General features: G+C 61.2%; 9 protein-coding genes. 5 read left to right on the top strand and 4 right to left on the bottom strand.

Annotated features, from left to right (window positions below; genetic code table 11):
- Window positions 1-99: 99 nt before the first annotated feature.
- The 4 genes from AB9L16_RS19580 to gap all read right to left on the bottom strand — a co-directional run bounded on the left by AB9L16_RS19580 (window position 100) and on the right by gap (window position 5,606).
- The gene (locus AB9L16_RS19580; protein WP_375122572.1) at window positions 100-2,688 is read right to left on the bottom strand and encodes a TonB-dependent receptor; all 2,589 of its coding nucleotides are present in this window, start codon (window positions 2,686-2,688) and stop codon (window positions 100-102) included.
- 122 nt (window positions 2,689-2,810) lie between these two features.
- Window positions 2,811-3,776: a FecR domain-containing protein gene (locus tag AB9L16_RS19575; protein WP_150637495.1), complete on the bottom strand. Its 966-nt coding sequence runs from the start codon at window positions 3,774-3,776 to the stop codon at window positions 2,811-2,813.
- A 101-nt stretch (window positions 3,777-3,877) separates the two neighbouring features.
- Window positions 3,878-4,405, bottom strand: a complete 528-nt coding sequence (locus AB9L16_RS19570) for an RNA polymerase sigma factor (protein ID WP_041479774.1) — start codon at window positions 4,403-4,405, stop codon at window positions 3,878-3,880.
- Window positions 4,406-4,604: 199 nt separating this feature from the next.
- A complete protein-coding gene (gene gap / locus AB9L16_RS19565) occupies window positions 4,605-5,606 on the bottom strand; it encodes a type I glyceraldehyde-3-phosphate dehydrogenase (RefSeq protein ID WP_016773526.1) in 1,002 nt (333 codons plus the stop codon).
- A 220-nt stretch (window positions 5,607-5,826) separates the two neighbouring features.
- Between gap and edd the strand changes: the two genes are divergently transcribed.
- The 5 genes from edd (at window position 5,827) to AB9L16_RS19540 (ending at window position 12,575) form a co-directional block, all read left to right on the top strand.
- Window positions 5,827-7,653: a phosphogluconate dehydratase gene (gene edd / locus AB9L16_RS19560; protein ID WP_016773527.1), complete on the top strand. Its 1,827-nt coding sequence runs from the start codon at window positions 5,827-5,829 to the stop codon at window positions 7,651-7,653.
- On the top strand, window positions 7,650-8,609 hold the full coding sequence (locus AB9L16_RS19555) for a glucokinase (RefSeq protein ID WP_056787957.1): 960 nt from the start codon (window positions 7,650-7,652) through the stop codon (window positions 8,607-8,609). The genes edd and AB9L16_RS19555 overlap by 4 nt, the downstream gene beginning before the upstream one ends.
- Window positions 8,610-8,789: 180 nt before the next feature.
- Window positions 8,790-9,521: a response regulator gene (locus AB9L16_RS19550; protein ID WP_236168331.1), complete on the top strand. Its 732-nt coding sequence runs from the start codon at window positions 8,790-8,792 to the stop codon at window positions 9,519-9,521.
- Window positions 9,511-10,980, top strand: coding sequence for an ATP-binding protein (locus tag AB9L16_RS19545; protein ID WP_056787959.1), 1,470 nt, complete (start codon window positions 9,511-9,513; stop codon window positions 10,978-10,980). The genes AB9L16_RS19550 and AB9L16_RS19545 overlap by 11 nt, the downstream gene beginning before the upstream one ends.
- A 335-nt stretch (window positions 10,981-11,315) precedes the next feature.
- On the top strand, window positions 11,316-12,575 hold the full coding sequence (locus tag AB9L16_RS19540; protein ID WP_375122571.1) for an AGE family epimerase/isomerase: 1,260 nt from the start codon (window positions 11,316-11,318) through the stop codon (window positions 12,573-12,575).
- Window positions 12,576-12,619 lie beyond the last annotated feature (44 nt).

Genomic DNA, 12,619 nt, shown 5'->3' with positions numbered 1-12,619 from the left:
TGATAAATGAGGCGCTTGATAACAAGACGTACGGGCGGACGCCGGACAGTAAAAAAACCTCACTGCGCGGCGCGAACACGCGCAGTGAGGCCGGGCGGATCAGATGTCCCAGATCAGGTTGATCGCGAAGTTGCGTCCCGGTTGGGTCAGGCGATCGAGGTTGGCCGGTTGCGTCACCGAGGCTTCGCCGACGCTGTCGTAACCGCGCACGTCATCCCATAGCCAGTATTTCTTGTCGGTCAGGTTGTAGACGCCGCCGCTGACGGTGACGTCGTCGGTCACCTTGTAATAGCCGGCCAGATCGAGAATGCCGAAGCCCGGGGTCTTGAACTGGCTGCTGACGCCGTCCGGCGACTTGAAGTTGCTGTCGTCGACGCGGTCCTTTTTCTTCACCACGGTCCAGCTCAGCAAACCGCCATAGTTGTCCTGGTCGTAACCGAGACCGAACACGCCGGTGAGCGGATTGACGCTGTTGATCGGCTCGCCGCTGTCGTTGTTGCGACCGTAGGCGTAGGCGATCGAGCCTTGGGTATACAGGCCTTGCGGCGCGCCCAGCGCATCCAGGTTCAAGCGACCTTTGACTTCCGCGCCCTTGATGGTGGCGCGCTTGATGTTGTTGCTCTGGAAGGTCAACTGATCGTCGCCCGGCTTGACCGCGTCCTCGTTGATGAAGTCGCGGTACTTGTTATAGAACACTGCGACGTCGAACGAACCCTGCTCGAAATTCCCGCGCAGGCCGGTTTCGAAGCCTTTGCTCTTTTCCGGCTCAAGGTCGGAGTTGGGCGCTACGGTGTAGCCGGTGGTGTTGTTCTCGAAACGCCCGTACAGCGATTTTGCCGTGGGCGTGCGGAAGCCTTCGGCGTACTGGCCGTACCAGGTGTAGTTGTCCGTCAGTGCATAGGTCAGGCCGAATTTCGGCGACACCTTGTGCCAGGTCTTGTTCTTGTCGCTGACCGTGCCCTGGCCGTCGGCATTCACGGTGTTGAGGAATTCCTCGGTGATGTGCGGCTTGAGCTGGGTGTAGTCGTAGCGCAGGCCCGGCAGGAAGGTCCAGTCGTTCCAGCTGATCTGATCCTGAGCAAACAGGCTGTAGGTGTTGATGGTCGGATCGGGGAAATCAGAGGCCTTGGCCAGCACATCTGCCGGACTCGTCGCGCCAATCGCCGTGCAGCCGCGACCGACGGCCACACAGGTGCCGTCGCCGCTGCGTGAGCCGGTGACTTTCTGCTGTTTGATCGTGGTGCCGTAAGTCAGCAGGTGATCGGTGTCACCGATGGCGAAAGCCTTGTCCAGTTGCGCGTCGAACACCCACTGTTTTTCCTCGTAGAGCGTGTCGCGGGTACGCTGCACTTTACGGGTGATCGGGTAGTACAACTCTTCGGTGCTCTGGTCGGTCTTGGCGATCTGGTGATTGAGGCTCCACTTGGCGTTATCGGCCAGCAGGCTGTCGAGGGCGAACGCGTGTTCGATGCCGAAACGCTCGCGGGTGATGGTGTCGTTACCGGTGCGCCACTGGTACATGCCGCCGGGCAGTACGCTGCTCGGAATGGTCGGCGCGCCATTGAAGTACGGGCCGCCGTAGGCACTTTTCTGATCGGTGTCGCGATCGTCCTTGTACTTTTCGTAGGTCAGGCCCAGGCGCGAATCGTCGTTGTAGTTCCAGCCGAGCTTGGCCAGAACGTTGGTTGCGCGCACGTCTTCCGGGTTGGCGGCGGTGCGTTCCAGACCGGTGCCGTTGTGGCTGCCAAAGGATTCGGTTTCATGACCGTCGCGCTGGCTGTAATGCAGCAGACCGTCGAACTCACCGCTGCGGCCAGCGACGGTGGCGGATTTCAGCCAGCTGTCGTCGGCGGAGCTGTAACCGCTTTTCAGACGCGCGCCGACGTCCTTGCCCGGTTTGATGATGTCGTCGGCGTCCAGCGTGTAGTAACTGACCGCGCCGCCGATGGCGTTGCTGCCGTACAGCACCGAGGCCGGGCCACGCAGAATTTCCACACGCTTGACGATTTCCGGGTCGACGTAGTTGCGCTGGCTTTTGGCGTAGGGGCCGTTGAAGAAGCCGTTGGGGATCTCCACGCCATCGACTTGAGTCAGGATGCGGTCGCCGTCGATACCGCGAATGTTGTAGCCACTGATGCCGCCGCGCTGGCCGGCACCGCCAACGGAAACGCCCGGTTCGTAGCGCACCAGATCCTTGATGGTGTTGACGTTGTTGCGGTCAAGCTCTTGGCGGTCCTGCACGCTGACGGTCGAGGGCACGCTGTTGACCGACTGTTCCTGGCGAGTGGCGCTGATGGTCACCTGATCGAGATTGAGCGTGCCGCTGCTGTTGCGTTTTTCCAGCACGACATTGTTGTTGCTCAGTTTGCGAAAGCTCAGGTTGGTCCCCACCAACAGGCGCTCGAGGGCTTTCTCCGGGGGCAGCGAACCGCGCACGCCCGGCGACGAGACGTTCTGCCCCAGCTCTGCCGGCAAGCCGACCTGCCAACCGGTCACGGCGGTGAAGGCATTCAGTGCCGAAACCAGCGGTTGCTGGCCGATGGCGAAGGCGTAATCGCCCATGTTGCGTGTCGGTTGCTCGGCGGCGGCGGCGAGCAGCGGTGCGGTGCCAGCCATGAGGATGGCCGCAGTCAGCAGCGACAGCACGCGGGAAGGGGAGGAAGTCTGGCGGGTAAGGCGTGAGGACATCGATAGCGCTCCGTGTCGCACGAATCTTTATAGGTGCTGATCGGCATGGTTAGATGCGAATCAATTGCATTGGCTATAACGAGACGTACTGCCGTTGGCTATCGAGTAAAAATAATTCTCATTCAGTTCAGGATCACCAGTGCAGGGAATTCCTGCAGGCGTGCCGAGGTGATGTGAGCGAGGGAGCGGACCACGTCGAGCGGCTGGTCGAGACGGTAATTGCCGGTGACGGCGACGTCGGCCAGTTGCTCGTTGTTGTTGATGATCCAGCCCGGGTAGTAGCGGCGCAGCTCGGCCAGCACTTGATTCAGCGGGCAGTTCTCGAACACCAGGCGGCCTTCAACCCAGGCCAGATCGGCATTGGCGTCGAGCTTGGCCGGACGATCAAAACCGTTGGGGCCGATGCGAATGCTTTCCCCGGCACGCAGGCGCACCCGGGCATCGTTGTGGGTGGCGCGCAGATCGACATCGCCACGTTGCACATTCACTTGCGCGACCCCGTCGAGGTAGCGCACGGCGAATGCGGTGTCGTGGACGCTGGCCGTTACCGGACCTGCGTCGATCTCCAGCGGCTGATTGCGCCCGCTGGCGATCTCGAAAAACGCCTCGCCCTGAAACAGCCGGGCCACGCGTTGCTGATCGTTGATGGTGCTGGAAAACGCCGAATTGGTATTGAGCAGAACCTTCGAGCCGTCCTCCAGTTGCAGACGCTGACGCTCGCCGACCACGGTCAGGTGATCCGCTTGAATGCGCATCGGCAAGTTACTGAAACTGAACAGCCCAAGGATCAGCACCGCAGCGGTGGCCAGCGGTTTCCAGTGCGGGCGCAAGCGTTTGAGGAAGGTGATTTTTACCGGTTTTGTCGCCAGAGCCTCGGCGCACAGTGCGACTTGCGGGCCGTCCCAGATGGCCTGGGCCTTGGCGAATGCCTCGGCATTTAACGGATCAGCCGCCAGCCAGGCATGAAATTGCCGGGTCTGTTCCTCATCCGGGCTGCCGAGCACGATGAGCCAGTCCAGCGCCTGGTCCATTGCAGCTGCAGCGTCCCGCGCCGAATCGGGCGAAGGCGAGCGGTGGGTGTCCGTCACGGTGGTTCCTCAGGGCTTCTGGCGAAGCAGTTTCTAGCTTCAAGCTGCAAGCTGCAAGCCGGATGCGTTACCGCTTTTTGTTTTTACCTGTAGCTTGCAGCTCAAAGCTTGCCGCTGCCGTTATGTCGTTCGGCGACGCCAATGCAGATCGACATGATCAGTTTCAGTTCTTTCTGCACGGTGCTCAGCGACACGTTCAGTTCATTGGCGATTTCCTGATAACTGTGCCCGTGCAGGCGGCTGAGGATGAAGATCTGTTGCTGGCGCGGGCTGAGTTGGCTGAGGCTCACGTTCAAACGCTCCAGCAGTTGTTCGGCGTGGGCGGCGTCTTCGGCGCTGCTGGCCGGCGCGGCGATGCTCTGCACGACATCTTGCGGCACGTCGTCGACCATGGTCCGCGCATGAATCTTGCGCGCACGCAAATGGTCCAGCGCCAGATTGCGCGCGGTCTGGAAGACAAAGGGTTCAAGGTGATCGATGGCCCGTTCGCTCAACGCCCGGGTGACGCGCAGGTAGGTCTCCTGCAACAGGTCTTCAGCGGTGCTGTGATTGTTGACCATCCGTTCCAGCGTGCGCAGCAGGGAAGTGCGCTGGGCGAGGAAGACGTGGTTGAAGCGCGATTGACTCACGGGAGGACCTGATCCATTTCGAGCGAATGATAATGCTTATCATCCAGCTGAATGGTCAAGCGCTGATTTCAAATTGAAATCGGATCTCCTGTGGGAGCGAGCCTGCTCGCGAAGGCGTTGTGTCAGTCAGCTCCATATTGACTGACATATAGCTTTCGCGAGCAGGCTCGCTCCCACAGGGATTGGGGACCGGCCGGGATTATTCGGCGTTACACAACGCCAGGCAGTTATCCAGCATGCGGTTGGAGAAGCCCCATTCGTTGTCGTACCAGGCCAGCACTTTCAGCAACTTGCCGCTGACTTTGGTGTGGTTGGCGTCGAAGATCGACGACAGCGGGTTGTGGTTGAAGTCGCTGGAAACCAGCGGCAAGGTGTTGTAACCGAGAATCTTCGAGTGCTGGCTGGCCGCTTTCAGCAGGGCGTTGACTTCGTCGGCACTGGCTTCTTTCTTCAGTTGCACGGTGAGGTCGACCAGCGACACATTGATCACCGGTACGCGCACAGCCATGCCGGTCAATTTGCCCGCCAGTTCCGGCAGCACCAGGCCTACCGCTTCGGCTGCGCCGGTCTTACTCGGGATCATGTTCTGCGTGGCGGAACGGGCGCGGTACGGGTCGCTGTGATAGACGTCGGTGAGGTTCTGGTCGTTGGTGTAGGCGTGGATGGTGGTCATCAGGCCGCTTTCGATCCCCAGCTCGCGATGCAGCACCTGCGCCACTGGCGCCAGGCAGTTGGTGGTGCACGAAGCGTTGGAAATGATCTGGTGCGACTGACGCAGAATGTCGTGGTTGACGCCATAAACGACGGTGGCGTCGGCGCCTTTGGCCGGGGCAGAAATGATCACCTTGCGGGCGCCGGCGCTGATATGCGCGGCGGCTTTGGCACGGTCGGTGAACAGACCGGTGCATTCGAACACTACGTCGATTTTTTCTGCGGCCCACGGCAGGTCGGCCGGGTTGCGAATGGCGCTGACCGCGATGCGGTCGCCATTGACCGTCAGGCTCTCGTTATCGTGCGCGACTTCGGCGTCGAAAGTGCCGTGGACGGTGTCGTATTTGAGCAGATGGGCATTGATCGAACTGTCACCCAGATCGTTGATCGCGACGATCTGCAGGTCTTGACGATAGCCTTGGGTATACAGTGCGCGCAGGACATTACGGCCGATGCGGCCAAAACCATTGATTGCAATTCGAAGAGTCATGGAACAGCGCCGCCGTCGTTTTGTTGTTGGAATTACAAGATTATTCGCATAAAAATAGAAAACAAGCCTTTTTAGTGGCAATATTTTGTTTTATCTACAACGAGTGACCTGAATCAACTGGTCCGAATGGTCAAAAAAGCCGTCTGTCATTCCAACAACAACGGCGTTTGATCAGCATAGACAATCAGGTCGCCACATCCGTTAGCCTGGAGTTCTACACATGCATCCCCGCGTTCTTGAGGTCACCGAACGGCTTATCGCCCGCAGCCGCGCCACGCGTCAGGCTTACCTTGCATTGATTCGCGGCGCCGCCACCGATGGCCCGATGCGCGGCAAGCTGCAATGCGCCAACTTCGCCCACGGCGTGGCCGGTTGCGGCACTGAAGACAAGCACAGCCTGCGGATGATGAACTCGGCGAACATCGCCATTGTGTCTTCGTATAACGACATGCTTTCGGCGCACCAGCCGTACGAAGTTTTCCCGCAACAGATCAAGAACGCCCTGCGCGAGATCGGCTCGGTCGGTCAGTTCGCCGGCGGCACTCCGGCAATGTGCGACGGTGTGACCCAAGGCGAGCCGGGCATGGAACTGAGCCTGCCGAGCCGCGAAGTGATCGCGATGTCCACCGCCGTGGCGCTGTCGCACAACATGTTTGACGGCGCGCTGATGCTCGGCATCTGCGACAAGATCGTTCCGGGCCTGATGATGGGTTCGCTGCGTTTCGGTCATCTGCCGACCATTTTCGTACCGGGCGGGCCAATGGTGTCGGGGATTTCCAACAAGGAAAAAGCCGACGTCCGCCAGAAGTACGCCGAAGGCAAGGCGACCCGCGAAGAGCTGCTGGAATCGGAGATGAAGTCCTACCACAGCCCGGGCACCTGCACCTTCTACGGCACCGCCAACACCAACCAGTTGCTGATGGAAGTCATGGGCCTGCACTTGCCGGGCGCCTCTTTCGTCAACCCGAACACGCCGCTGCGCGACGCGCTCACCCGCGAAGCCGCGCATCAGGTCACGCGCCTGACCAAGCAGAACGGCAACTTCATGCCGATCGGCGAAATCGTCGACGAAAAGGCGCTGGTCAACTCCATCGTTGCCCTGCACGCCACCGGCGGCTCGACCAACCACACCTTGCACATGCCGGCCATCGCCATGGCCGCTGGCATTCAACTGACCTGGCAGGACATGGCCGACCTTTCCGAAGTCGTCCCGACCCTGAGCCACGTCTATCCGAACGGCAAAGCCGACATCAACCACTTCCAGGCAGCGGGCGGCATGTCGTTCCTGATCCGCGAACTGCTCGGCGCCGGCCTGCTGCATGAAGACGTCAACACCGTGCTCGGCCATGGCCTGAGCCAGTACACCAAAGAGCCGTTCCTTGATAACGGTGAGTTGGTCTGGCGTGAAGGCCCGACCGACAGCCTCGACGAAAACATCCTGCGTCCGGTATCCCGTGCGTTCTCGCAAGAGGGCGGCTTGCGGGTGATGGAAGGCAATCTCGGTCGCGGCGTGATGAAGGTTTCCGCCGTTGCGCTGGAGAACCAGATCGTCGAAGCACCGGCGATGGTCTTCCAGGATCAACAGGACCTGGCGGACGCATTCAAGGCCGGTCTGCTGGAGAAGGATTTTGTTGCCGTGATGCGCTTCCAAGGGCCGCGCTCCAACGGCATGCCGGAGCTGCACAAGATGACGCCATTCCTCGGCGTACTGCAGGATCGCGGCTTCAAAGTCGCGCTGGTGACTGACGGGCGCATGTCCGGCGCGTCGGGGAAAATCCCCGCAGCGATTCACGTCAGCCCGGAAGCTTATGTCGGTGGCGCTTTGGCGCGCGTGCAAGAGGGCGATATCATCCGCGTCGATGGCGTCAAAGGCACCTTGGAACTGAAGGTCGACGCCGCCGAATTTGCAGCGCGCGAACCTGCCAAAGGCCTGTTGGGCAACAACATTGGCAGCGGCCGCGAGCTGTTTGGCTTCATGCGCATGGCCTTCAGCTCGGCGGAGCAGGGCGCCAGCGCCTTCACTTCTGCCCTGGAGACGCTTAATTGAAACTGGCTTTGGTCGGCGACATCGGAGGCACCAACGCGCGGTTCGCGTTGTGGCAAAACCAGCAACTGCAATCGGTTCAGGTGCTGGCCACGGCCGACTTTGCAAGCCCGGAAGAGGCAATCGCTCTGTACCTGAGCGGGCTCGGCCTGGCGCCGGGTTCGATCGGCTCAGTGTGCCTGTCGGTGGCAGGTCCGGTGAGTGGCGATGAATTCAAGTTCACCAACAACCACTGGCGGCTCAGCCGCAGCGCGTTTTGCAAGACCTTGCAGGTCGAGCAGTTGTTGCTGACCAACGACTTCTCGGCGATGGCGCTGGGCATGACCCGCTTGCAGCCTGGCGAGTTCCGCGTGGTTTGCGAAGGCACGCCGGAGCCGTTGCGTCCGGCGGTGGTGATCGGCCCCGGCACGGGCCTGGGTGTCGGCACCCTGCTCGATCTCGGCGAAGGGCGCTTTGCCGCGTTGCCGGGCGAGGGCGGCCACGTCGACCTGCCGCTGAGCAGTCCACGCGAAACGCAACTGTGGCAACACATCTACAACGAGATCGGCCATGTCAGCGCGGAAACCGCGTTGAGCGGCGGCGGCCTGCCTCGGCTGTACCGGGCGATCTGCGCGGTGGATGGTCATGAGCCTACGCTTGAAACGCCGGAAGCGATCACCGCCGCCGGCCTTGCCGGTGACCCGATCGCTTTGGAAGTGCTCGAGCAGTTCTGCTGCTGGCTCGGCCGCGTCGCCGGCAACAACGTGCTTACCACTGGCGCGCGCGGCGGGGTGTTTATCGTTGGCGGGGTGATTCCACGCTTCGCCGATTTCTTCCTCGCCAGCGGCTTCGCCCGCTGCTTCGCCGACAAAGGCTGCATGAGCGATTACTTCAAAGGCATCCCGGTGTGGCTGGTGACGGCGCCGTACTCCGGCCTCGTTGGTGCCGGTGTGGCGCTGGATCAATCAATCCCGACCTGAAATGCAATCCAATTGTGGGAGCGAGCCTGCTCGCGAAAGCGGTGTGTCAGTCAACAGATCTGTTGAATGTTAAAACCGATTCGCGAGCAGGCTCGCTCCCACAAGGGTTTCTGTAGTGTCTGTTAGTTTGATGCTTAAGGCATAATCCGCCCCAACTCCAACAACAAGGATGCCTTCGAAGTGAGCTCAGTCAACAAGTCGATATTGTTGGTCGATGACGACCAGGAAATACGCGAGTTGCTGGAAACCTACCTGACCCGCGCCGGGTTCCAGGTGCGGGCCACCGCCGATGGTGCCGGTTTTCGTCAGGCGCTCAACGAGGCGCCGAGCGATCTGGTGATCCTCGATGTCATGCTGCCCGACGAAGACGGCTTCAGCCTGTGCCGTTGGGTACGCCAGCACCCGCGTCAGGCACAGGTGCCAATCATCATGCTGACTGCCAGTTCCGACGAAGCCGACCGGGTGATCGGTCTGGAACTCGGCGCCGACGACTACCTTGGCAAACCGTTCAGCCCGCGCGAACTGCAAGCGCGGATCAAGGCCCTGCTGCGCCGCGCACAGTTCGCCCACGAACGTAGCGGCAGCGAAGTGCTGGTCTTCGACGAATGGCGCCTGGACACGGTCAGCCATCGGCTGTTCCACACTGACGGCGAGGAAGTGATCCTTTCCGGCGCCGATTTCGCTCTGCTGAAACTGTTCCTCGATCATCCGCAGCAAATCCTCGACCGCGACACCATCGGCAACGCCACCCGTGGCCGCGATCTGATGCCGCTCGATCGCATCGTCGACATGGCCGTCAGCCGTTTGCGCCAACGCTTGCGCGACACCGAAAAACCGCCACGGTTGATCCGCACCGTGCGCGGCAGCGGCTATCAGTTGGCAGCCAATGTGGTTGCCGGCAATGCTCACTGAGTCGCTGCGCAAATTCGCCAGTCGCATACCGGTGCCGCGCTCACTGCTCGGGCGGATGCTGCTGCTGACTCTGCTGGCGGTGCTGTTCGCGCAGACGCTGTCGAGCGTGATCTGGGTATCGCAGTTGCGCGCCACTCAACTCGAAGGCCTCGTCACCAGTGCCCGCAGCCTGGCGCATTCGATGACTGCCAGCGTCAGCTATTTCCGTTCCTTGCCAGTGGCCTATCGACCGCTGGTGCTCGATCAGTTGCGCAGCATGGGCGGCACCCGGTTTGTCGTGACGCTGAACGACAAGCCGCTGGGCATGGACGTGCTGCCGGTGACGCCGCGCAAGGCTGCGGTGATGCAAGCGGTGGACGAAGTGCTGCGCCAGTCTCTGGGCCATGACACGGATATTTCGGTGACCTTCGTCAGTCCCGAAGACCTGCGGATTTTCAACGCAGGTTTGAAACTTGATGAATTGCCGCGCTCTTGGGCGCACTACGCGTTGACGCTTGAACCGGTGAATCCGCCGGTGCTGGTCACGCAGATTCAAATGGCCCCGGGCGAGTGGCTGTACATCGCCTCGTTGCTGCCCGAGCCGTACACCAGTCTCGAAGAACAAGGCCTGCCGGCGCAGCAGGTGTGGTTCATTGTCCTCACCAGCGGCTTTCTGTTGTTGTTCATCGGCCTGTTGGTGCACTGGCAGAGTCGGCCGCTCAAGCGTCTGGCGCGGGCGGCGCGGGATCTGTCGCTGGGCGCCGACGTCGAGCCGGTGGCGGAGGGCGGTGGCAGTGAAGTGGTCGAAGTCGGCCGCGCGTTCAATACCATGCGCGAACGCATCAGCCGCTACCTGACCGAGCGCAGCCAGTTGTTCAGCGCGATTTCCCATGACCTGCGCACGCCGATCACCCGCCTGCGCTTGCGCGTCGAGCTGCTCGAAGACGAACAGCTGCAAGCCAAGTTCGGCCGCGATCTGGATGAGCTGGAGCTGCTGGTCAAAGGCGCGTTGCAATGCGTGAAAGACACCGACATCCACGAGAACATCGAGCCGGTGGATCTCAATCATGTCCTCGATTGCCTGGTCGAGCCGTATCTGGCGCCGAACGGCAATGGCCGCGTCACTCAGCATGGCCGCGCGCTGTCGGCCTATCCGGGCAAACCGCTGGCGCTCAAGCGCTGCATCGGCAACCTGATCGACAACGCCTTGAAGTACGGGCAGAACGCGCATCTGCACATCGATGACGATGACAGCGCGTTCGTTTTGCACGTCGACGACGAAGGGCCGGGTGTGCCGCAGCAGCGGCTGGAGCAAGTGTTCGAACCGCACTTCCGTTTGGCGGGACAGCAGCAGGGCTACGGATTGGGACTGGGCATTGCGCGCAACATCGCCCATAGCCATGGCGGCGAGGTGACGTTGCAGAACCTGCGTGAGGGTGGGTTGCGGGTGACGTTGCAGTTGCCTCGGTCTGTGGATTAGCCCCGAAAAGCCCCTCACCCTAGCCCTCTCCCAGAGGGAGAGGGGACCTATTGGGGGATGCTTGAGAGATACGCCGACCTGAACGTGCAATATCGAATCCCAAATCGGTTCGGGGCATTACCCAATCCATAATCGACTCAGTGGTTCCAGGTCGACGGAGGACGCAAGACACCTCGGTCGGCCCCCTCTCCCTCCGGGAGAGGGTTGGGGTGAGGGTGCTTTTGCTCTTCTCTTTTGTCACGAGCCAGTGACAAACCCCGTCCCCTTCGTTACAAGCCCGCCCCGGCCCGTTGTTTAGACTGCCCGCAGTCCTAACAACAAAAAAGGGTCACGCCATGGACACCTTTCATCCAGACTTCAGCAGTTGGCTGAACGCCCCTGCCCACCAGCAATGGCTAGCCGCCGAAGGCCTGCGTCTGCTGGATTTCGCCAAGGCATCACGACTGCCCGAAGGCTTCGGCAACCTCGACGAACGCGGCCGTTTGCCGGCGCACGCACGAGCCGAAACCATGAACACCGCGCGCATGACCCACAGTTTCGCCATGGCGCACATTCAGGGCCTGCCGGGGTTTGCCGAGCTGGTCGACCACGGTATCGCCGCGTTGCGCGGGCCGCTGCGTGATGCGCTGCATGGCGGCTGGTTTGCGGTTGCCCAGCATCGTGACGACAACACCGGCAAGAACGCCTATCTGCACGCCTTTGTCGCACTCGCCGCCAGCTCCGCCGCGGTCGCGCAACGGCCCGGCGCCCAAGCTTTGCTCGATGACGCAATCGACATCATCGACACTTATTTCTGGAGCGAAGAAGAGGGCGCCATGCGCGAATTCTTCAACCGCGACTGGAGCGAAGAAGAAGCCTATCGCGGCGCCAACAGCAACATGCACGCGACCGAAGCATTCCTCGCGCTGGCCGATGTCACCGAAGATCCGCGCTGGCTGGTGCGCGCCCAGCGCATCGTCGAGCGGGTGATCCATGGCCACGCTGCAGCCAACGATTACATGGTCATCGAACACTTCGATCGCGACTGGCAACCGCTGCGCGAATACAACCATGACAACCCCGCCGACGGTTTCCGTCCTTACGGCACCACGCCGGGCCATGGTTTCGAATGGGCGCGCTTGCTCCTGCACCTTGAAGCCGCGCGGGTGCAGGCCGGCATGCTGACGCCGGGCTGGCTGGCCGTCGATGCGCAAAAACTCTTCGAAAACAATTGCCGCCACGGCTGGAATGTCGATGGCGCGCCGGGCATCGTCTACACCCTCGACTGGCACAACAAAGCCGTGGTCCGCCATCGTCTGCACTGGACGCATGCCGAAGCCAGCGCCGCCGCCAGTGCCTTGCTCAAACGCACCGGCGACGCGCAATACGAAACCTGGTACCGGCTGTTCTGGGAGTTCTGCGAGACGAATTTCATCGACCGCTGCAACGGCAGTTGGCACCACGAACTCAATCCGCAGAATGTGCCAAGTGCCGATATCTGGCCGGGTAAACCCGATCTGTATCACGCCTGGCAGGCTGTGTTGATTCCGCGATTGCCGCTGGCGCCGAGCATTGCCACGGCTTTGGCTCAGTCGTCCCGGCCTATTGCTGTGTAACCATATCGTGACATTTACGCGTCCCTTCGTTACCTGCGAAGCGA

It is taken from the genome of Pseudomonas sp. LW8 (assembly GCF_041956865.1).
In the GTDB taxonomy this organism is placed as follows: Bacteria; Pseudomonadota; Gammaproteobacteria; order Pseudomonadales; family Pseudomonadaceae; genus Aquipseudomonas; species Aquipseudomonas siliginis.
This window is presented reverse-complemented; position numbering and strand designations above follow the sequence as displayed.

Excerpts from the sequence above, each read along its gene's own strand:
- AB9L16_RS19580 (WP_375122572.1), bottom strand. The coding sequence starts at position 2,688 with ATGTCCTCACGCCTTACCCGCCAGACTTCCTCCCCTTCCCGCGTGCTG.
- gap (WP_016773526.1), bottom strand. The coding sequence starts at position 5,606 with ATGACTCTTCGAATTGCAATCAATGGTTTTGGCCGCATCGGCCGTAAT.
- edd (WP_016773527.1), top strand. The coding sequence starts at position 5,827 with ATGCATCCCCGCGTTCTTGAGGTCACCGAACGGCTTATCGCCCGCAGC.
- AB9L16_RS19545 (WP_056787959.1), top strand. The coding sequence starts at position 9,511 with ATGCTCACTGAGTCGCTGCGCAAATTCGCCAGTCGCATACCGGTGCCG.
- AB9L16_RS19540 (WP_375122571.1), top strand. The coding sequence starts at position 11,316 with ATGGACACCTTTCATCCAGACTTCAGCAGTTGGCTGAACGCCCCTGCC.